This window comes from Labrys okinawensis (assembly GCF_047345005.1).
GTDB lineage: Bacteria > Pseudomonadota > Alphaproteobacteria > Rhizobiales > Labraceae > Labrys > Labrys okinawensis.
Genome location: NZ_CP178864.1, coordinates 718326 through 740396 on the forward strand (window position 1 = coordinate 718326; position 22071 = coordinate 740396).

Annotated in this window: 15 protein-coding genes and 2 pseudogenes; 15 read left to right on the forward strand and 2 right to left on the reverse strand. The window is 65.5% G+C overall.

The window, feature by feature from the left end:
* Positions 1–14: 14 nt before the first annotated feature.
* Positions 15–1418 carry a hypothetical protein gene (locus ACMDCR_RS03465; protein WP_413991186.1) on the forward strand — a complete coding sequence of 468 codons (1404 nt, stop codon included), beginning with the start codon at positions 15–17 and terminating at the stop codon, positions 1416–1418.
* Between the two features lie 15 nt (positions 1419–1433).
* Here the strand turns inward: ACMDCR_RS03465 and ACMDCR_RS03470 are convergent, their stop codons facing one another.
* Both ACMDCR_RS03470 and ACMDCR_RS03475 read right to left on the reverse strand, forming a co-directional pair.
* On the reverse strand, positions 1434–1943 hold the full coding sequence (locus ACMDCR_RS03470; protein ID WP_413991187.1) for a GNAT family N-acetyltransferase: 510 nt from the start codon (positions 1941–1943) through the stop codon (positions 1434–1436).
* 3 nt (positions 1944–1946) lie between these two features.
* Complete coding sequence (locus ACMDCR_RS03475) at positions 1947–2249, reverse strand: DUF1778 domain-containing protein (protein ID WP_413991188.1); 303 nt, start codon at positions 2247–2249, stop codon at positions 1947–1949.
* Between the two features lie 177 nt (positions 2250–2426).
* Between ACMDCR_RS03475 and ACMDCR_RS03480 the strand changes: the two genes are divergently transcribed.
* The 14 genes and pseudogenes from ACMDCR_RS03480 (at position 2427) to ACMDCR_RS03545 (ending at position 21832) form a co-directional block, all read left to right on the forward strand.
* The gene (locus ACMDCR_RS03480; protein ID WP_413991189.1) at positions 2427–3152 is read left to right on the forward strand and encodes an ImuA family protein; all 726 of its coding nucleotides are present in this window, start codon (positions 2427–2429) and stop codon (positions 3150–3152) included.
* Entirely contained in the window at positions 3067–4590 is a 1524-nt protein-coding gene (locus tag ACMDCR_RS03485) for a Y-family DNA polymerase (protein ID WP_413991190.1), read from the forward strand. Before ACMDCR_RS03480 ends, ACMDCR_RS03485 begins: the two co-directional genes overlap by 86 nt.
* Entirely contained in the window at positions 4587–7859 is a 3273-nt protein-coding gene (locus tag ACMDCR_RS03490; protein WP_413991191.1) for an error-prone DNA polymerase, read from the forward strand. Before ACMDCR_RS03485 ends, ACMDCR_RS03490 begins: the two co-directional genes overlap by 4 nt.
* A gap of 82 nt (positions 7860–7941) precedes the next feature.
* Entirely contained in the window at positions 7942–8154 is a 213-nt protein-coding gene (locus ACMDCR_RS03495; protein ID WP_413991192.1) for a hypothetical protein, read from the forward strand.
* Positions 8141–8683, forward strand: a complete 543-nt coding sequence (locus tag ACMDCR_RS03500; protein WP_413991193.1) for an SOS response-associated peptidase — start codon at positions 8141–8143, stop codon at positions 8681–8683. The genes ACMDCR_RS03495 and ACMDCR_RS03500 overlap by 14 nt, the downstream gene beginning before the upstream one ends.
* Positions 8684–8686: 3 nt before the next feature.
* Positions 8687–9331 carry an SOS response-associated peptidase gene (locus tag ACMDCR_RS03505; RefSeq protein WP_413991194.1) on the forward strand — a complete coding sequence of 215 codons (645 nt, stop codon included), beginning with the start codon at positions 8687–8689 and terminating at the stop codon, positions 9329–9331.
* A 165-nt stretch (positions 9332–9496) separates the two neighbouring features.
* Positions 9497–10312: pseudogene (locus ACMDCR_RS03510) on the forward strand (DUF932 domain-containing protein); the annotation flags it as partial.
* A gap of 609 nt (positions 10313–10921) precedes the next feature.
* Positions 10922–12781 (forward strand): reverse transcriptase domain-containing protein, encoded by a 1860-nt coding sequence (locus ACMDCR_RS03515; protein WP_413990715.1) that lies wholly within the window; start codon positions 10922–10924, stop codon positions 12779–12781.
* Between the two features lie 74 nt (positions 12782–12855).
* Positions 12856–13233: pseudogene (locus ACMDCR_RS03520) on the forward strand (DUF932 domain-containing protein); the annotation flags it as partial.
* Positions 13234–13406: 173 nt separating this feature from the next.
* Positions 13407–15551: a ParB/RepB/Spo0J family partition protein gene (locus ACMDCR_RS03525; RefSeq protein WP_413991195.1), complete on the forward strand. Its 2145-nt coding sequence runs from the start codon at positions 13407–13409 to the stop codon at positions 15549–15551.
* A 103-nt stretch (positions 15552–15654) separates the two neighbouring features.
* A complete protein-coding gene (locus ACMDCR_RS03530; protein ID WP_413991196.1) occupies positions 15655–16071 on the forward strand; it encodes a hypothetical protein in 417 nt (138 codons plus the stop codon).
* A complete protein-coding gene (locus tag ACMDCR_RS03535; protein WP_413991197.1) occupies positions 16068–16283 on the forward strand; it encodes a hypothetical protein in 216 nt (71 codons plus the stop codon). Before ACMDCR_RS03530 ends, ACMDCR_RS03535 begins: the two co-directional genes overlap by 4 nt.
* A gap of 168 nt (positions 16284–16451) precedes the next feature.
* A complete protein-coding gene (locus tag ACMDCR_RS03540; protein ID WP_413991198.1) occupies positions 16452–20777 on the forward strand; it encodes a strawberry notch-like NTP hydrolase domain-containing protein in 4326 nt (1441 codons plus the stop codon).
* Positions 20777–21832 (forward strand): toprim domain-containing protein, encoded by a 1056-nt coding sequence (locus tag ACMDCR_RS03545; RefSeq protein WP_413991199.1) that lies wholly within the window; start codon positions 20777–20779, stop codon positions 21830–21832. Before ACMDCR_RS03540 ends, ACMDCR_RS03545 begins: the two co-directional genes overlap by 1 nt.
* Positions 21833–22071 lie beyond the last annotated feature (239 nt).

The window sequence follows — 22071 nt, forward strand, 5'->3', positions numbered from 1 at the left end:
TGGTCTGATCGCTAATGGTCGCGGAAACGGAATCCCTCCTCATCAAGCCCATCAGCCGGCGGCAGTTCGAGCTGTACGCCCTGTCACTGGAACGCGGCCCGAACTTCGAACCCGCAACGGTTTTCGCCACCTATCAAGTCGGCCGGGGCGGTGCGTGCGGCGCCATTCTCCTCAACGAAGAGACCGGGCGGTTCAGCATGATTGCCCTGCGGCGGCGCGTCGATCACTGCTGGAACTGCGTCGCGCAGGGCGGTTCATTTCCAACGCCCGAACAGGCCCTTGAAGCGCTTAGCCTCGACATGCGCGGCGGCGACCCGCCCGAGCCGCTTCCGCCAGGCGTTCGCCGCCGGCCGTTATTGGTCGAGGTCGGACCACGGGGAAGCTCTCCCGAGTTCGACCTGCTCGCCACCTCGATCAGCCATCTGCCGGCGCTGATGGCTGTCGGGGAATGCTATCTCGCCCTGCCGCGACCCGATCCGAACTTCGTTCCCGATCTGCAAACCAACAACTTCGCGTCACGACTGTTCGAGCTCTACCTTCTGGCCTGCTTTCGCGAGCAAGGCTTACGGGTGCGCCAGGATCATGTCTCGCCCGACTTCCAGATCGAGAAGGACGGCGCCACGTGCTGGGTAGAAGCGGTCACGGCGAACTCCGAAATGCCGCGAGCCGGCGGCATCGGCGATTGGGTTCACGCGCCGACGGATCGGACCGAACGGCTAACCGGCGCGCCGGCCGAACGCTTTGCGAAGACGCTAAGAGCGAAGCTCCAGCGGGAATATCACGACCTCTCGCACGTAAAGGACCATCCGTTCGCTATCGCAATCGCCGATTTCCACAGCTCTGGCTCAATGGTGTGGAGTCGCGAAGCGCTGCCAACTTACCTTTATGGTGTCCGCGCGGATGTCGAAGGCGAAGGCGCGAAGCGACGCGCGGTCGGGAAGCCGATTTCCAATCTGACCGGCAAGAACGCAATCCCGGCCGGCCTGTTTCGCGACCCAACCTTCGCGCGGTTGTCGGCCGTGATTTTCAGTAATGCAGGCACTTTGGCGAAGTTCAACCGCATGGGATTCCTAGCCGGGTGGCGTCCGCCGGGCCTCAAGATGATTCGGCGCGGAATATTATTCGATAGAACGCCTGGCGCTCTCGAGCCGATCGACTTTGAGCTGGAAGTGGGAAGCTCGGAGTACAACGCACTCTGGCCTTGGGGCGAAGCTTGGTGTCAGGAACTCGAGGTCTACCACAACCCTTTGGCTGCTCATCCGATCCCATTCGACCTGATCCCCGGCGCGACACATTGGTTCGAGCGCGATGGCGACGTCGAATGCAACACGATATGGGCGAACTCGGTCATCTCATCCATCACTCATCTTCAAGCCCCGAAGGGCTACTATCCGGCGCAACGTGAAGACGGCCCTTAGCGGCCTGGGCTCGGCCTATTCAAACAAGCGTCGAATATCGGCCATCGGTCGAAACAGCTTCCTGGGCTGGTCCGGAAACGGCAGAAAGCTTTCCCGCTCGTAGAAGCGGCGGGCATTGTCGTCCTTCGCATCGACGATCACTGCGAACGAGGCGATCTCGCTTTGCGCGGCTCGGTATAGCGCGTCGGCGAGGAGGAAGCGGCCGTAACCCTTTCCCTGGTGTCTCCGATCCACCGCGAGGCGCCCCAAGAGCGTCGCCGGCACCAGCGGATATTTCGGCAGCTTTCGCACCGTTTGCTCCGGCAATTCGCCGAGCTGCACAGACGTCGAGGAGAGCGTGTAGTAGCCGGCGATCGTCCCATTCGGCTGAACCAGGACGAACGGCGCGGCCATATTCTTCCGCGCGTCCTGACTGGCCTGCGATCGAAAATATCGGTCCAGCGGCTCGACGCCGCTCTCAAACCCCGACCGATCATGGTCTGAGCCGAGCGGCTCGACGCGAAGCTTTTCGTCTTCAGCCGCCACGCGTCAAACGCCGGCCTGCTCGCGATAGCGGCGAACCGTGTCGCGGAGACGGTCGTTTACCGGCTGGGGATTTAGCAGCGCATCAACGAAGGCCTCGCTGTCGCGAACCGACAAGGCAAGCTGTTGATGCTCTTCGATTGCACGCCGAGCGGCGTCTTGCACGCTCGTCAGCACAAAATCGGTTAGGCTCCGGCCCTGCAGGGCGGCGGCCCGCTCGATCAAACTCTTCTGCTCCGCGGTGACACGGGCCTCCAAGCGCTCCGCTCGGGTGCGCCCACTGGCCGGTTTCGATGCTGCACTGGGCATGGCTTTTCTCCCCGTCCAATGTACGGCCAATGACCGGCCACTTCAAGGGGCCGGACGTCGGAGTCGGATCATCCTTGACTCTTCGGCCCAACGTGGAGAACAAATAAGGAACATGATCCCTTACCGTGCCCCTGGAGGACACCATACGCTGTGCGGCCCCCGTCCGCCCTTGAGTCTTTGCGCGTCCAGGTTCGGCAAATCGAAGGCCGACACCGGCGCGCCACAACGGTGTTGCCCTTCGGTCTCGCCGCAGTGGACTCACGACTCCCAGGCGGCGGCCTCCCGTGCGGGGCACTGCATGAGGTCGCCGGCGGCGGAAACGGCGCGCTCGACGGAGCCGCCGCCGCGCTCTTCACCGCCGGGATCGCCGCACGCACGCGAGGCAAGGTGCTGTGGTGCGTCACACGCCCGGACCTGTTCGCCCCAGCGCTCTCACAAGCCGGCCTGAAATCCGATCGCGTCATCTATCTCGAGGGCGGCGACGACAAGACCGTCCTTGCCTGCTTTGAAGAGGGGCTTCGGCACGGCGGCCTGGGCGCCGTGGTGGCCGAAGTCGCCCGCCTGCCGATGACCGCTTCGCGGCGGCTTCAGCTCGCTGCCGAAGGATCGGGGACCCTCGGCATCGCGCTCCGGCGCTGGCGGCGGCAAACCGAGGCATCTGATTTCGGGCAGCCGACGGCCGCCACCTCGCGCTGGCGTGTCTCGGCGCTGCCCTCCACACCGCTTCCCGTCCCGGGGGTCGGCCGGCCGCGCTGGCTGATCGAGCTGATCCGTTGCCGCGCCGGCGAGAGCGCCGATTTTGAACTGGAGGCGTGCGATGACACGGGTCATCTCCGTCTTCCTGCCGACCTTGTCTACGGACCGGGTCAGGCGGAAGACGGGCGACGCAGCGCCTCCGCCTGACGCGCCGCTCATTCTGGTGGGCCGGGACGGGAGACGGCGGGTGGTGCTGGCAGCGGACGCCGCCGCCCAGGCCGCTGGCCTGCGCGTCGGCATGCCCGCCACCAAGGCCCAGGCGCTGGTGCAGGGCCTGGTGATTCAGGACGCCGATCCCACTGCCGACGCCGAGGCGCTGGAGCGGCTGGCGCTGTGGATGCTGCAGCGGTTCGCGCCGATTGTTGCCGCCGACCCGCCCGACGGGATCATCATCGACTCCACCGGCGCCGATCATCTGCATGGCGGCGAGGCCGCCATGCTCGCGACCTTGGTCGAGAAGCTCGCCGGCGTCGGCCTTCGCGCCCGCGCCGCCATCGCCGACAGCTGGGGCGCGGCCCACGCCTTGGCGCGGTTCAGTATCCAGCCGGGCTACATTTCCGAGCCGGGGAAGGCCGTGGTCGATGTCAGCCGCTTGCCGATCGTCGCGCTGCGGCTCGCGCCCGATCTGGTCGATGGTCTCCGGGTGCTCGGTTTCGACCGCATCGGCGATCTGTTGGCGCAGCCACGCGCACCGCTGGCGCTGCGCTTCGGTCCCGAGCTGGGTCGCCGCCTCGATCAGGCCACCGGCCGGATTGCCGAGCCGATCGAACCTACCCGCCCCGAAACGCTGATCGAGGTCCGCCGCGCCTTCGCCGAACCGATTGCCGCAGCGGAGACCATCGCGCGCTATATTGGCAAGCTCGCGGCCCAGCTCTGCGACGCCCTGGAGCAGAAGGGCCTCGGCGCGCGGCGGCTCGATCTCATCTGCCATCGCGTCGACAATCGGGCCCAGGCCCTGCGCGTCGGGACCGGCCTGCCGCTGCGCGACGTGAAGCGCATGACGCGGCTCCTCAGCGACAAGATCGAGACTATTGATCCCGGCTTCGGCATCGAGATCATGACTCTCACCGCGACCGTGGCGGAGCCGTTGGCGCCGAAGCAGGCGGTCTCGAGTCTGGTCGAGGAGCCGGAGCCCGACGTCTCCGGCTTGATCGATCTTCTCGCCAACAGGGTCGGCGAGAAGAACCTCTATCGCATGGCGCCGGTGCCGAGCGACGTGCCCGAGCGGTCGGTGCGCCACATCCCGGCGCTGGCGCCGGAGACCGGCGTGGAATGGCCCGGCCATTGGCCGCGGCCATCGCGCCTGTTCGCCCATCCCGAGCCGATCGACACCGTCGCGCTGCTGCCGGATCACCCGCCCGCGTCCTTCACCTGGCGCGGCGTGCGCCGGCGGGTGAAGCGTGCCGATGGGCCCGAGCGTGTCTTCGGCGAATGGTGGAAGCGCGATCCCGAGCTGGATGCCGTGCGCGACTATTTCCGGATCGAGGACGATGCCGGCGAACGCTACTGGGTGTTCCGCGCCGGCGACGGCGAGGACCCGCTGACCGGCTCGCAGCGCTGGTTCTTGCATGGGATCTTCGGATGAGCGGGCCGCGCTACGCCGAACTTCAGGTCACCTCGCACTTCAGCTTCCTGCGAGGCGCGTCCTCCTGCGAGGAGTTGTTCGCCACGGCTGCCGTGATAGGCGTCGACGCGTTGGCCATCGTCGACCGCAATTCGCTGGCCGGCGTCGTGCGCGCCCGTGAGGCTGCCAAGACCACCGGCGTGCGCCTGGTGGTCGGCTGCCGGCTCGATCTCAGCGACGGCATGTCGGTGCTGGTCTATCCGATCGACCGGCCTGCCTACTCGCGGCTCTGCCGGCTGCTGTCGCTGGGCAAGAAGCGCGGCGGCAAGGCCAAATGCGATCTCGTTTGGGATGACCTCGTCGCCTACGGCGAGGGCCTTATCGTCGTGCTTGTGCCGGACGACGCCGACGAGGAGTGTGGCTTGCGCCTACGGCGCTTGCGCGAGGCCTTTGGCGACCGTGCCTACATGGCGCTCTCGTTGCGCCGACGGCCCAACGATCAGCTCCGCCTGTTCCAGTTGTCCAATCTCGCCACCTCGATGCGCGTGCCGGCCGTCGTGACGAACGACGTGCTGTTCCACGAGCCTGGCCGACGCATCTTGCAGGATGTCGTGACGTGCATCCGCCACAACGTCACCATTGACGAACTCGGCGACCGCCGCGAGCGCCATGCAGATCGCTATCTAAAGCCGCCCGAGGAAATGCACCGCCTGTTCGCGCGCTATCCCGAGGCGCTGGCCCGCACGGTCGAGATCGTCGAGCGCTGTCGCTTCTCGCTCGACGAACTGGCCTATCAGTATCCGGAGGAGCGGGCCGACCCATCGCTCACCCCGCAGGAGACGCTCGAACAGTTTACCTGGGAGGGCGCCACCTGGCGCTACCCCGAGGGCCTCCCCGACGAGGTGGTGCAAACCCTGCGGCACGAGCTGGGTCTGATCGAGAAGCTGGGCTACGCGCCTTATTTCCTGACGGTGAACAGCATCGTCCGCTTCGCGCGCTCGAAGGACATTCTCTGCCAGGGCCGTGGCAGCGCCGCCAACTCGGCTGTCTGCTACGTGCTCGGCATCACCTCGATCGATCCCGCGCGCAATGACCTCCTGTTCGAGCGCTTCGTGTCGGAGGAGCGCCGCGAGCCGCCGGACATCGACGTGGATTTCGAGCACGAGAGGCGCGAGATCGTCATGCAGTGGATCTTCGATCAGTACGGCCGAGATCACGCCGCGCTCTGCTCGACAGTGATTCGCTACCGCACCAAGGGCGCGATCCGCGATGTCGGCAAGGCGCTCGGCCTGACCGAGGACCTCGTCAAAATGCTGTCCTCTCAAGTCTGGGGGTGGTCTGAGGAGGGCGTCGAGGACAAGCATGTCGAGGCGCTGAACCTCAATCTCTCCGATCGGCGTCTACGCCTGGCGCTCGATCTCGCCCGCCAGCTCATGGGCGCGCCGCGCCATTTGAGTCAGCATCCGGGTGGCTTCGTTCTTACACACGACCGGCTCGACGACCTCGTACCGATCGAGCCGGCCGCCATGGTCGATCGGCAGGTCATCGAGTGGGACAAGGACGACATCGACGCGCTGCGCTTCATGAAAGTCGATGTGCTGGCGCTCGGCATGCTGACCTGCATGAAGAAGGCGTTCGACCTCCTGGCCGACCACAAGGGCATCAACCTCGATCTCGCGACGATCCCGGCCGAGGACCCGCGCACCTACGCGATGATCCGCAAGGCCGACACGCTCGGCACCTTCCAGATTGAAAGCCGCGCGCAGATGTCGATGCTGCCGCGGATTAAGCCCAGGACATTCTACGACCTGGTGGTGGAGGTGGCGATCGTCCGGCCGGGCCCGATCCAGGGCGACATGGTACATCCCTATTTGCGTCGGCGTGAGGGTCTGGAGCCCGTCGTCTATCCCAAGCCCGAGCTGGAGCAGGTGCTCGGCAAGACCCTCGGCGTGCCGCTCTTCCAGGAACAGGCCATGCGCGTGGCGATCGTCTGCGCCGGCTTCACGCCGGGCGAGGCCGACCAGCTCCGCAAGAGCATGGCCACCTTCAAGTTCACCGGCGGCGTCTCGGCTTTCCGCGACAAGCTCATCACCGGCATGGTCGCGAATGGATACGAGCAGGAGTTCGCCGAGCAGACCTTCAAGCATCTCGAGGGTTTTGGCAGTTACGGATTTCCGGAAAGTCACGCAGCCTCTTTTGCGCTGATCGCCTATGCCTCGTCCTGGGTGAAGTGCTGGCATCCGGACGTGTTCTGCGCGGCCCTGCTGAACTCCCAGCCCATGGGCTTCTACGCCCCGGCGCAGATCGTGCGCGATGCGCAGGCCCACGGCGTCGAGATTCGCCCGGTCTGTGCGAATGCCTCCCGCTGGGACAGCACACTAGAGGCGGCGGGTGACGAAGGCCGCTTCGCCGTGCGCCTGGGCATGCGCATGGTGAAGGGCCTGGCGAACGTCCATGCCGCCACGATCGTCGCCGCCCGCGCCGACCGGCCGTTCGTCTCGGTCGATGACCTCTGGCGACGCGCCAGCGTGCCCGCCGCAGCGCTCGTCCAGCTCGCCGAGGCCGATGCCTTCCGACCATCGCTCGCGCTTGCTCGCCGTGAAGCCCTCTGGGCGATCAAGGCGCTACGGGACGAGCCGCTTCCCCTCTTTGCGGCCGCCGCCGCACGCGAAGACGAACCCGTCCCCGAGGTCGACGAACCCGCCGTAGCCCTTCGGCCGATGACGGCCGGCAGCGAGGTGGTCGAGGACTACGGCCATGTCGGGCTGACGCTGCGCCGCCATCCCATCGCATTCTTGCGCGACGACCTCATCGCGCGCCGTATCGTCACCTGCACCGAGGCCATGCAGGCCCGCGATGGTCGCTGGCTCGAAGCGGCCGGCCTTGTGCTCGTCCGCCAGCGGCCCGGCAGCGCCAAGGGCGTCATGTTCATCACGCTGGAAGACGAGACCGGGATCGCCAACCTTGTGGTCTGGCCGCAAGTGTTCGAGAAATTCCGCCGCGTGGTGATGGGCGCCAGCATGATGGCCATCCGCGGTCGCATTCAGCGCGAGGGCGAGGTGGTTCACCTGGTCGCGCACAAGCTTACCGACCTCTCGGCCGAGCTTGCCTCGGTCGGCAGTCGCGATCAGACCTTCCCGCTACCACACGGCCGCGGCGACCAGGTTACCCATGCCGGCGGCGGGCCCGATCCGCGCGAACTGCCGCCCAAGGGGCTGCGCACGCGCGACATCTATATTCCCGACCTTCACATCGACACGATCAAGGTGAAGAGCCGGAACTTCCACTGATCTCTTTAGCAGCCGACGAATGTCTCAAAGCTCAGCCATACGCTAAACTTCATCGCCACGCGGGAATACGGGAGTCAGGTCAATGTCCACCATCACGCTGTCGGCCACGCCCAAGGGCAACGGCTATCAGGCCACCGTGAGCTTTCCGGACGGCGTCTCCATGAGCTCCGCCGAAACCTACCCGACGATCGCCGAGGCGCTGACCGCTGCCGCTTTGAAGATGCTCGACATGCCCGAGCGATTGGAAGCGCTCGACAAGATCGACGAGGTATCAGGCGATCATGGAAGAAGGTAAGCCCGGCGCGATCGCCAAGGTCATTCGCCGCAATCCCAAGACCGCCCAGCGCGAATTCGGCGACCTCGTCTGGGGCCTGCTTCCGTATAAGACCGAGCGGCCGACGACGGCGGTGCGGCCGATTCATGCCAGGGCGGAGACGGTTCAGGAGTTGCCGATGTTCGCCGACGCCTTTCGAAGTCGGCGGGCGATCGTGCCGGCGACAGAATACTACGTAAGAACCGAGAAGGACGGCCGCCCGCAGCGCTACGTCGTTACTCGCGCCGATGGCAAGCCGATGGCCTGGGCGGGATTGTGGGAGTCCTTCGTCTGGCCGGGTGATCGCGTGGAGCGCAGCTACTGCGTGATCACGGTCGACGCCAACGCGACCATCGCCCCGTACCATGACCGCATGCCCTTGATCCTCGAGCCCGAGGACTGGCCGGTCTGGTTGGGCGAGGCGCCGGGCGATCCGGCAACCCTCCTACGCATGGTAGACCCGGACGTGATACGTTGCGAGCCCGTCGCCCAACGACGCCGGAGCCGATAAACCTTGTGCAATCTCTACACCGTCAAGAGCAACCTTCAGGATCTCGCCGATCATTTCGGCGTCTCGACGGCGCCCGCATCGAACGCGGGTGAAGAGGTTTATCCGGGCACACCCGGTATGGTGATGCGCGAACGCGATGGCGCTCGCATTCTACAGTCGATGACCTGGGGCTTTCCCGTCCGCCTGAAGACGATGAAGCCGGGATCGAAACCCATCCCTGTCAACAACATCGCCGACCTCGCCAAAGGCTTCTGGGTCGGTCTTGCGCGCAAACCCGAATGGCGCTGCATCATCCCGGTGACGGGCTTTGCCGAAGCGGAGGGCGCGAAGGGTTCGAAGACCCGCACTTGGTTCAACGTCAAAGACCAGCCCATCTTCGGCTGGGGCGGTTTGTGGCGCGACAGCGAGGAATGGGGGCCGGTCTATTCGGGCGCGATGACCGACTGCAACGAGGCGGTCAGGCCCATCCACGACCGCATGCCGGTGCTCTTGCTGCCGCATGAATATGATCAGTGGCTCCACGGCACGTTCGACGACGTGATGGGCTTTCAGAAGCGATGCTTTCCCGACGCGATGATTGAAATGACTCGGACAAGCGAATCTTGGGTCAAACGCAAGGCGGCTCCCAGCCAGGGCGCTCTGATCTAGGAGGGGAATGCCTTCCCCCTGGCCGGCGCCGCAGTCGCCGGCACACCCCCTTCTGCGGGGAGGTCCCCGCAACGCCCCCTGTAGAGTGAGAGTGCTGACGAATTTGCCGTGACGGGTTGAGGACTGGAGGAGAGGCCTCCGGCGCCCGTCATGGAGTTTCGTCCCATGAATATGCAGGTTCTCGATGCGCGCCGCGACGTGAGCGGCGGCTACAAGGTCGATGTGCGCCGCGGCGAGCGCGTCGGACGCGTCTCGTCGGAATGGTTCTCGCGGCCCGACGACGAACGCTATCTGTCTCTGTCCGATCTCGCGCAGACGGTTCGCGAGCGCTCCGAGCGAAGCCGGACGCGCGTCGTGGAAAGCGCCCTTATCCATGTCGAGGCAAATCGCTCCGACCCCGAACGGCTGTCGCTGCTCCTGCCGGGCGCTGATGCGCCCGTTGCGCCGACCCATTGGAGCTTCGGTCAGCTCGCCAGCCTGGTCGGCGCTCCGGCAGCCTATCTGCGCCAGCTCCCCGCAGCGCTCGCGGGCATCAATCTACAATATGGCCTGACCTCGCATCGCGCGGAGCAGGTCAAGACCCTCGAACTGGAAGGCGGCCGCGTCGAGCTGCGCGCCGTCACCGGCCCCGATTATGGCCGCATCCACGACTACGAGCTGGTCGAGGCCGTGCAGCGCATCGCCGGAAACGGCACCGGCGATACTCGCTGGAAGGTGCCCGGCGTGCTCGACTGGTCGACCGGGATCTACAATCCGCGCGTCGATATCACCAAGGATACGACGACGCTCTATGCGTCGGATCGCGACGTCTTCCTCTTTCTGGTCGACGATCTCAATCCGATCGAGGCCGGTCGGCTGCCGGACGGATCACCCGATCTCTACTTCCGCGGCTTCTATGTCTGGAACTCAGAAGTCGGGGCCCGCACGTTGGGCATGGCGAGCTTCTACCTGCGCGCGGTCTGCCAGAATCGGAATTTGTGGGTGCGCCGTGTCGGCGCGATCAATTGAGTGAAGGAGACTTCTCAGGAAACCAAGAACAGCCTGATGCCCACCCGACTTACCTTGGCCAGAGATGGCTGCGACCGGGAAACCGGCAGGGGACAATAGCATGTCGGGAAAAGGCGTCATCCGGGTCGAAACCATTGTAGGCTATCGGGACGTCAGGGCAAGACGTGTATGGTGAATGCTGAATTGCGTGAAGCCCAGATCAGGGACATTTTTCGGGTCATGACGCAGCAATGGTTGACGCGTCATGCCGTGTGAAGGGTGGGGCACCCCATATGGCCCACCTAAGCTTGGTCACACGGCCCACCCTTCGTCGAAGGGCCAATGATCGAACGGGTCACCTAACCACGTCGCTTCTCATTGATCGTGTAAACACGGGATCGCCTAAGCGGGCATCGCTCGATGTCCCATAGGGCGACGGAGCCGCCATATTAGCCAAATGCCCGGGGTAATGCCCGGGACAGCCATCAACAGATGGACGGGCATGGGTGAAACCGACCGGGCAACCGGATGGGGAATCCCCTCTGCGTGGGTGAAGGGCGGCGCGTTTGCTGGGTCTTTCAACTTCATAACGGAGGTATGCTGATGCAACCGCACACCGTAGAGAAGAGACTGGGCTCAATCATCGACCTGTCTCGTCAGGGAAAACGTATCAACGGCCTGTTCAGGCTGCTCTCGGCCCCAACCCTCTGGGAAAGGGCCTATGAGCAGATCGCCCCCAACAAGGGGGCGCTGACCCCGGGCGCCGATCCCGAAAACACTCTTGATGGCTTCTCGCTTGAAAGGATGGAAGGGATTATCGCACGGATCATGGACGGATCGTACCGTTTCTCTCCGGCGCGCAGGCAATACATCCCCAAGGCCAACGGGAAGAAACGCCCGTTGGGCATTCCCACTGCGGACGATAAGCTGGTGCAGGCGGCCGTGAAGATTTTGCTCGAGCATGTCTACGAGCCGATCTTCTCGGAACAATCGCACGGCTTCCGCCGGGGGCGGTCATGCCACACAGCCCTGACTGAAATCAGGCGCACCTGGCATGGCATGAAATGGTTGGTCGAAGTCGATATCGTCGGATACTACGACAACATTGATCACGACATTCTGCTTGGCTTGCTGCGCAAGCGTATCGATGATGATCGATTGTTGCAGTTGATCCAGCGGATGCTCAAGGCCGGCTATCTCGAAGACTGGAAGTTCCACAAGACTTTCAGCGGCGCCCCGCAAGGTGGTGTGATCTCGCCGATCCTCGCCAACGTCTACCTCCATGAACTCGATCTGTTCATGGCAAAGATGAAGGAGCGGTTCGATAAGGGCCAGAAGCGGCGGCGCAGTGCTGCCTATCTCGAAGCCTCGAAAGGGATACAGATCGCCCGCAGGAAGATTAATCGACGGCGTGCCAATGGCAACGAGGAAGAAATTCCCCGGCTGCTCGATGAAATCAGGGAATGGGAGCGGCGACGGCTGGAAATGCCGTCCCTCGATCCGTTCGATCCGAACTACCGCCGCCTCCGTTACTGCCGCTATGCCGATGACTTCGTGATCGGTGTGATCGGCAGCAAGGAAGATGCCCGCAGCCTCATGGATGAGGTCAAAACCTTTTTGGCCCAGACGCTGAAGCTGGAAGTATCTGCGGAGAAAAGCGGGATCAGGAAGGCGGACGAGGGGGCCATGTTCCTCGGATATCAACTGAAGACGTATGGCGATGGCCGTACAAGGCGCACTGTGATTGGCGGACGTGCCGTCACCGTGCGAATTGCGGATGATCGCATGCAGCTCCATGTTCCGATGGAAAAGCTCGCCCGCTTTGCAGAACGCAATCGCCTCGGAAATCTCTATACCGACCGGGGTGAAGCGCGATGCGAAGTGATCAATAACTCGGATGTTGCGATCCTGACCGGATACAATGCGATGATGCGAGGGCTGGCCGAATATTACAAGCTCGGCACGCTCTGGAAACAGCAGGTCGGACGGCTCTATCACCTTTGGTGGTGGAGCTTCATGAAGACCCTGTCGCGGAAGCACAAATGTTCGGTCAAGACGACAGCAGAGAGGCTCCGAAATGGGGATCGCCTCGGCTTGTGGTATGAAGGTCGTCACAAACGGCTCTTCATGCAGATGTTCCGCCTCAAAAGTGTCGAACCGGCTTCGGCATCTCGGTACGTCGATCACCAAACGCAGATGCATATCCACTTCAATGGTCGAACCGATCTTGTTGATCGGCTCCGGGCAAGGGTGTGCCAAGCGTGCGGTGCGAAAGATGTGCCAGTGGAGATACATCACGTCCGCAAAATGAGCGATATGCAGGGCACCACACTGTGGACCCACGTCAAGGCTGCGCGCACGCGAAAGCGTGTCGTGCTCTGCCGCGACTGCCATGTCGCCCACCATGCCGGACGATTACAGGCAAGACTGGATCGTATGAATGCAAACGTAGGAGCCGGATGATGGGAAACTATCACGTCCGGTTCCGTGGGAGGGGTAGAGGATCATCCCACAGGGAACCCTCGCCCCTACCCGACGGCGTGGAGGATTTCGAGGAGATCACGATCCGCCATTCCAAATATGCCGCGTCGCGCTTCGCGCATGAGGCGGCTCCGGCGTTGTTGAATTTCGCGAACTCATCGCCGATGCCCTTCGTCAACGGGATCAAGGCGGCCCGCGAGCGGATCGTGGCCAGGACCGACGAGGACCGCACCGACTTCCTGCGCCGGCGCGGTTTCTCCAAGGCCGAGAGTGGCAAGATCATCGATGCGGTGCTCGCCGAAGAAGGCCGTCCGCCCGAGTCCATCTTCGATTTCGTCCAGGGCATCACGGCCGTCGCCCGGAACAAGCCGCACCAGGACGCTCGCCTCGAGATGGAAGGCAAAGCGAAGAAGTTGCTCGACCGCGCCGCCTGACTTCCGTGAAGCCGGGGATGCGGCTTTCCGTGTCTCCGGCTCTACGCCTTCGTGTCTTCACGTTCGTCGGATCGTGGCGCTGCCCCCTTCAGAGGAAGAGGGCGGCGCTTCGCTTCGTGACGAGTTTCGGTCCGAGAGAGAGGCTCTCGGCGCTCGTCGCGGAGTATATCCCGATGGCTAGTGCTGTTCAGAAGATCACCCTGTCGTCCTCGCGCGACATCCCCTTCAACAAACTGGTGCTGTCCCAGTCCAACGTCCGGCGTGTGAAGGCCGGCATCTCGATCGAGGAGCTTGCCGAGGACATCGGCCGGCGCACCCTTCTTCAGGGTTTGAGCGTCCGGCCGGTCCTCGACGCCGAGGGCGCCGAGACCGGCATGTTCGAAATCCCCGCCGGCGGCCGGCGCTATCGCGCGCTCGAATTGCTGGTGAAGCAGAAGCGCTTGGCCAAGACCGCGCCCATCCCGTGCGTGGTCCGCGATCCGGGCAGCGACATCCTCGCCGAAGACGACTCGCTGGCCGAGAACATCCAGCGTGCCCCGCTGCATCCGCTCGACCAGTTCCGCGCCTTCCAGGCCCTGCGCGAGAAGGGTCGGTCCGAGGAGGACATCGCCGCCGCCTTCTTCACCTCGGTCAACGTCGTGAAGCAGCGCCTGCGCCTCGCGTCGGTCTCGCCGACCCTGCTCGACGTCTATGCCGAGGACGGCATGTCGCTGGAGCAGCTCATGGCCTTCACCGTGACCGCCGGCCACGCCCGCCAGGAGCAAGTCTGGCAGGCGGTCTCCGGCTCCTGGCAGAAGGAGCCCTATCAGATCCGGCGCATGCTGACCGAGAAGACGGTGCGCGCATCCGACCGGCGGGCGGTGTTCGTCGGCTTGGACGCCTACGAAGCCGCTGGCGGTGTGGTGCTCCGCGATCTGTTCCAGTCCGACGATGGCGGCTGGCTGGAAGACGTCGCACTACTCGACGGCCTGGTCGCCGAGAAGCTGAAGACCGAGGCGGAAGCTATCGCCGCCGAGGGCTGGAAGTGGATCGAAGTCGCGATCGACTTCCCTTATGGCCACACCCGCGACCTGCGTGAATTGGAGGGCGTGGCGGCCGACCTCACGGCCGAGGAACAGGCGACGATCGAGGCGCTCAACGCCGAATACGCCAAGCTCGAAGCCGAATATGACGGCGCCGATGAGCTGCCCGACGAGGTGGACCAGCGGCTCGGCGAGATCGAGACCGCGCTTGCCGCCTTCGACGATCGGCCCGTCACCTATCAGCCGGCCGACATCGCCCGCGCTGGCGCCTTCGTCGGCATCGACTCCGAGGGCGCGTTGTCGGTCGATCGCGGCTACGTCCGGCCCGAGGACGAGGCGCCTGTGGTCGAACCGGACCACGACGTCGACGGCGAGTCCATCGTCGCTTCCCCCGACGGCGCGGAATCAACGGCACCCATCGTCCAGCGCGCCGTCATCACGATCGGCGGACAGGTCGCCGGACCTGAGGACGAGGATGATGAGGAGCTGAAGCCGTTGCCGGACCGCCTGGTGACCGAGCTGACGGCCGAACGGACGCTGGCGCTGCAGGACAAGCTCGCCAACATGCCGTCGGTGGCGTTCCAGTCCGTGCTGCACAAGTTCTGCCTCGACGTCTTCTCCCGCTACTTCGCCTACGGCACGGCGATGGAAGTGTCGGTGCGCAGCACCAGCTTCCCGGCGCAGGCTCACGGGCTGAAGGACACGCCGGCAGCCAAAGCGATCGACGCTCGCCGCAAGGCCTGGGAGGAGCGGATGCCGAAGGAGAAGGCCGACCTCTGGGACTGGCTAACCGGGCTCACGGGCGACGAGCAGGCGGCGCTCTTCGCGCACTGCGCCTCGTTCGGCGTGAACGCGCTCTACGAGAAGGGCGACCGCTACGGTGGTGGCGTCTCGCCGCACACCGTCGAGCAGCGCATCGCCGACGCCGATCGCATCGCCAGGGCCGTCGATCTCGACATGGTGGACGCCGGCTGGCGCCCCACCGTCGACAACTACCTCGGCCGCGTGCCGAAGGCGCGCATCCTGGAGGCGGTGCGCGAAGGCGCTGGCGAGCGAGCCGCCCAGCTCATCGACCACCTGAAGAAGGGCGACATGGCCAAGGAAGCCGAACGGCTCCTGGCCGAGACGGGCTGGCTGCCCGAGCCGCTCAGGATGGTCGACACGCAGGGGGAGGCGGTCAGCGAAGCCGCACAGAGCGATGTCGGCGGCGAGGAGCTGCCGGAATTCCTCACCGAGGACGACGAGGAAGCGGCAACCGACGAAGCGGACGAGTCGCACATGATCGCGGCTGAGTAGCACCACGACCTCGCGGGGCGGCTTCGGCCGTCCCGCACTTCTTTCAATCCCACCGAACCCACAGCCTGGTCCTGGCCGGGCTTTTCGCATTCCGGAGGCCAGCATGCCCCTCTTCACCATCGAGACGACCTACCGTCTGCCGGTCTATCGGCAACGGACCTACGAAGCCGACACGCTCGACCAGGCCTGCGATCTCGCCATCGCCGACGAAGGCTGGGACGACGAGAAGTCGGATGTCGAGACGTCCGGCGACACCTACGTCACCGGGGCATGGGAAGGCCGCGACGCCGCCTACAGCGGCCGCGCACTGGACGTTCCCTCCCGGTTCGACGAGCAGATCCAGCGCAAGGCCGCGCATTTCGAGGTCCTGCTCGGCTTGCTCAAGGTCTTCGCCCACGCGCCAGACGGGGAGCCGACCGATGGGCCGTTTTGGCGGCGACGCTTGGCGGGCGCGATCGCCAAAGCCGAGGCGATCATCGCCGGCGCGCCCGATCCTCATGCCGATGGAGACGCGTCATGACCGAGCAGCCAGCCTCCCGCCGCGTCGTCTTCCAGTACCTGGTCCCCGTCCATGTCGAAGTCGAAGACGGCCAGGTGTGCCGGGTCACCGTCATCGACGAAACGCCGGTCGCCGATCCCACTATCGTGGAAGGAGATGCGAGCTACCTGGCGGAAGCAGTCGCCGCCGCCGATGACGGCCAGGCGTGGCCGTCCTGGCAGTTCGGATATTGATGCTCGCCTTGATTTCGGCGCCCTGCCTCCCGGCGGGGCGCCTTTTTTCATGCCGGCCACGGCCATGGCGATGAGAGGGAGAGGTCGGCCGGGACGGATTTGAGCCGGTGCGGTCGAAGAGAGAGCGCCGGTCGGCTCATCCGTTCCCGCTCTCCCGAGGTTCCCTTCATGAACGACCATTCCCCGACCGCGGCCGTCCAGGCCGCGCCGATCTCGCCTGCCTGTAGCGCAAGCGCCATCATCACCGCGGCGGAGCGGCTGCTCCCCCATCTCGAACGCGGCCAGCGTGTCGACGCCACGATCCTACGCACCGCCATGGAGGCGGCATTTGGCGGGTCCGATGCCTCTGGCGCCTGGGACTGGAAGACGGCCTACGACGCCTGCGAGGCCGCGACCGTCCTCTTCCTGCGCAAATACGGAAAGCCGCTTTTCCGCAAGGCCGACTCTCCGGCTTCACGCTTCTCAGCACTGGCGAAGATCGCCGGCCTCCTACCAACCCACACGCGCCGCTCGATCGAGAGCGAGGCTTACCAGCAGTTCTCGACGCCGATCCCACTCGGGCTGGCCGCGCTCACCGCAGCCGCCATCACGCCGGCAGATCGCGTGCTCGAACCGTCTGCCGGCACGGGCCTGCTCGCCGTCCTGGCCGAGATCGTCGGCGGCGCGCCTGTGCTGAACGAACTGGCCGAGAACCGCGCCGGGCTGCTCTCCCTCCTCTTTCCGGCCGAGCCCGTCACGCGCTTCGACGCGGCACAGATCGATGATCATCTCGATCCGGCGGTCATCCCCAGCGTCGTGCTGATGAACCCCCCGTTCTCGGCGATGGCCAATGTGACTGGCCGTATGGCCGACGCCGCCTATCGCCACATCGCCTCCGCGCTCGCGCGACTCGCCGATGGCGGGCGGCTGGTGGCGATCACCGGCGCGAACTTCGGGCCGGACACCCCGGCCTGGCGCGACGCCTTCGTCCGGCTGCAGGAAAGCGGTCGCATCGTGTTCACGGCCGCAATCGACGGTGCGGTCTACGCCAAGCACGGCACCACCATCGACACGCGGCTGATCGTCATCGACAAGGCGCGCGTCGAGGACCCGGCGACGCTGCCGGAATCGCGGGGCATCGCACCCGACGTTGCGACCCTGTTGGGTTGGATTGCGGAGCACGTTCCGAATCGGCTGCCGCTCGCGACAGGCCTCGCCATCCCCGTGTCGGCCACCGCCACACCGCGCACCGTCCGCGGCTATCTCGCACGCGGCGCTGCGGTGGGACTCCCCAGGCACTCTGTCGCTGACCCGGAGGCGGTCGATCTCGCCTACGAGACGATCGACTGGACGCCGCCAGAAGGCGCGCGTCTCAGCGATGCGATCTATGAGGAATACCGGCTCCAGTCGATCCGGATTCCCGGCGCCCAGGCGCATCCCACCAAGCTGGTGCAATCGGCCGCAATGTCCTCGGTCGCGCCGCCGAAGCCGAGCTATCGGCCGCGACTGCCGATCAATCTCGTCAGCGACGCCCTCCTGTCCGAGGCTCAGATCGAGACGGTGATCTATGCCGGCGAAGCGCATGGCGACTATCTCGCCGGCGCCTGGACGGTTGATGAGACCTTCGATCTCGTCACCGCCGCGCGCGACGATGCGCCGAACGCCGTTCGCTTTCGCCGAGGCTTCATGCTCGGCGACGGCACCGGCGCCGGCAAGGGCCGCCAGTCGGCCGGCATCATCCTCGACAACTGGTTGAAGGGCCGGCGCAAGGCGGTGTGGATCTCGAAGTCCGACAAGCTGCTCGAGGACGCGCAGCGCGACTGGTCGGCCCTCGGTATGGAGCGCCTGCTGATCACACCGCTCTCGCGGTTCGCGCAGGGCAAGCCGATCCGGCTCACGGAAGGCGTCCTATTTTTAACCTACGCTACGCTGCGGTCCGACGACCGCGGCGAGAAGCTTTCCCGCGTCCGGCAGATCGTCGAATGGTTGGGCTCCGATTTCGACGGAGTGATCATTTTCGACGAGAGCCACGCCATGCAGAACGCCGGTGGCGGCAAGGGCGAGCGGGGCGATGTCGCGCCCTCGCAGCAGGGCCGCGCGGGCTTGCGCTTGCAGCATGCGCTCCCGAATGCGCGCGTGGTCTATGTCTCGGCGACCGGGGCCACCACGGTCCACAACCTCGCCTATGCCCAGCGGCTAGGCCTCTGGGGCGGCGAGGACTTCCCCTTCGCCACCCGCGCCGAGTTCGTCGAAGCGATCGAAGATGGCGGTGTCGCCGCCATGGAGGTGCTGGCCCGCGATCTCCGGTCGCTCGGGCTCTACACCGCCCGTTCGCTCTCCTATGACGGCGTCGAATACGAGCTGGTCGAGCACCCGCTGACCGAGGAGCAGCGGCGCATCTACGACGCCTATGCCAGCGCGTTCTCCATCATCCACAATCATCTCGATGCGGCGATGCAGGCCGCCAACATCACCGGCGAGACCGGCACGCTGAACGCCCAGGCCAAGTCAGCCGCCCGTTCGGCTTTCGAGAGCGCCAAGCAGCGTTTCTTCGGCCATCTCCTGACCAGCATGAAGACGCCGACGCTGATCCGGTCGATCGATCAGGACCTAGCCGAGGGCCACGCCGCCGTCATCCAGATCGTCTCGACCGGCGAGGCGCTGATGGAACGCCGCCTCGCGGAAATTCCGACCGAGGAATGGAACGACGTCCGCGTCGACATCACGCCGCGCGAATACGTCCTGGACTATCTCGCCCATTCCTTCCCGGTGCAGCTCTACGAGCCGTTCACCGACAGCGAGGGCAACCTCTCATCCCGGCCCGTCTTCCGCGACGGGCAGCCGGTAGAGAGCCGCGAGGCCGTCGCCCGCCGCAACGAGCTGATCGACCGGCTTGCTTCACTCCCGCCCGTTCCCGGCGCGCTCGACCAGATCGTCCAGCGCTTCGGCACGGACCTCGTGTCCGAAGTGACGGGCCGCTCGCGCCGCATCGTGCGCAAGGGCGACCGCCTTATCGTGGAAAGCCGCGCGGCCTCCGCCAATCTCGCCGAGACCGCCGCCTTCATGGATGATCTGAAACGCATCCTGGTCTTCTCGGAGGCGGGTGGCACCGGGCGCAGCTATCACGCCGAACTGTCGGCGCGGAACCGTCGGCTACGCGTCCACTACCTGCTCGAACCTGGCTGGAAGGCCGACGCCGCAATCCAGGGCCTCGGGCGGACGAACCGCACCAACCAGGCGCAGCCGCCGCTGTTCCGGCCGATCGCGACAGACGTGAAGGCCGAAAAGCGCTTCCTTTCGACCATCGCCCGCCGCCTCGACACGCTCGGCGCCATCACCCGCGGTCAGCGCCAGACTGGCGGTCAAGGGCTCTTCAGGCCCGAAGACAATCTGGAATCGCACTATGCCTGCGACGCGCTGCGGCAGCTCTACATGCTGCTGGTGCGCGGCAAGATCGAAGGCTGCTCGCTCCAGATGTTCGAGGCGGCGACGGGCCTGAAGCTCATGGATGCCAACGGCATCAAGGATGAGCTGCCGCCAATCACCACCTTCCTCAATCGCCTTCTTGCGCTCACCATCGACCTGCAGGGCGTGCTGTTCACCGCGTTCGAGCAGCTTCTCAACGCCAAGATCGAAGGCGCGATCGCCAGCGGGGTCTATGACGTCGGGCTGGAGACGCTGCAGGCCGAGAGCTTCATCGTCACCGATCGCCGGGCGATCTACACCCATCCCGCGACGGGAGCGGAAACCCGGCTGCTCACCATCACCGAGCGACGCCGCAATCGCCCGGTGACGCTCGACGACGCGCTCGATCATCTCGCTAATCCCGGCGCGATGCTGCTGGTCAACGAGCGCTCGGGCCGGGCCGCCGTACAGATCCCGGCGCCGAGCTTGATGCTCGACGATGGCGAGATTGAACGCCGCGTGCGGCTGATCCGGCCGATGGAGCACCATCACGCCTCGTTGAAGATGATGGACGAGAGCCATTGGCAGGCAGCCGACCGCGAAACCTTCGCCGTCGCATGGGCGCGCGAAGCGTCGGAGGTCCCGGAATTTGCCGACAGCACGATCCATATCGTCGCCGGCTTGCTGTTGCCGATCTGGAAGCGCCTCCCGAACGAGTCGACGCGCGTCTATCGGCTCCAGACCGACGCGGGCGAACGCATCATCGGCCGCAGGGTCTCGCCCGCCTGGGCGGCGAACGCCTCCTTGACCGGAGCGACCAGCCTGACACCGGATGCGGCCTTCGCGGCGCTGATGGAAGGCCGCACCGTTCTCGACCTCGCCGAAGGCCTTCAGCTCCATCGCGCGCGCGTCATGAGCGCTCACCGCATCGAGCTGTCCGGCTTCACCGACACGATGCGCGACCGCCTGCGCGCCTATGGCCTCTTCAGCGAGATCATCTCGTGGAAGCTGCGCATGTTCGTACCGACTGATGCGAACGGCTCCGGAGTGCTGGCGAAAGTCCTCGACCACTATCCGGTCGAGCGCATCGGCGAGCGGGAAGCCGCGTGATGGCCCGCCACGATGCGTCCGAACTGGCCCAACGTCTCGCGCGCGATGCCGAGGCGGTGTGCCGACATTACCTCTCCGCCGGGCGGCGGGAGGGCGGTTACTGGCTGGTGGGCGACGTCCGCAACACGGCGGGCCGCTCGATGTTCGTCAGGCTCAAGGAGTCGATGAAGGGGCCCGCAGGCAAATGGACCGACGCGGCCACCGGAGAGCATGGTGACCTGCTCGACGTGATCCGCGAGACCTGCGGCCTGGTCGACTTCAAGGACGTCGCCGACGAAGCGCGCTCGTTCCTCAGTCTGCCGCGCCCCGAACCAGAGCCGGATCGTCCCCGATCGCGCGTGCCGAATGCTTCAACCGGATCACCGGAAGCGGCGCGGCGACTGTTCGCCATGTCACAGCCGATTTCTCGTACTCTCGTGGAAGCGTATCTCCGTACTCGCGGCATTACGGCTTTGCACGGAACCGGAAGCCTTCGCTTCCACCCTCGCTGTTACTATCGGCCGGACGAGCACAGCCCGACCGAGACCTGGCCGGCGATGATCGCTTCCGTCACCGACCTCGCGGGCCATCTGACTGGGGCGCATCGCACCTGGCTCGATCCCGGCGGCTTCACCGAGGCGACGCTCGGCAAGGCGCCACTCGACACGCCGAGACGGGCGATGGGCGACCTTCTCGGGAATGCCGTTCGATTTGGCGTGGCGGGCGAGGTGATGGCGGCCGGCGAGGGCATCGAGACGATGCTGTCGCTCAGGTGCGTCCTTCCTGGCATGCCGATGGTCGCAGCTCTCTCGGCAGCGCATCTCTCCGCGATCCTGTTCCCCGACACGTTGCGCCGGCTCTACATCGCCCGCGACGACGATCCGGCCGGTGATGGCGCGATGGCGACGTTGATCGAGCGTGCGCAGGACGTCGGGATCGAGCCGATCGTGATCTCGCCACGGCTCGGCGACTTCAACGAAGACCTCCGGCTACTCGGGATCGACACGCTTCGGGCGGCGAGCCGGGGACAGATCGCGGCGCAGGACGTCGCCCGCTTCATGGAACTGGCGGCATAGCCGGAACAGGATGGGGGTGGCGCGGCAGCGTCTCGCCACACGGTCGGCGGTCGCGCTTTCCCCCAGCATCGGAGAGGACCGCGCCCACGGCCTTCTGAGAGGGCGATCGGGCAGCAAGCGGCCCGGACCGGCAACCTTGTGGGCCGACTATTTTCCGGCGGCGGCCGAGGCCGCCTTTCCATCGCGAGACAAAATAGCCGGCCCCCTTCGGTCCTCCGCCGAGGCTCCGGCCCTTCGCT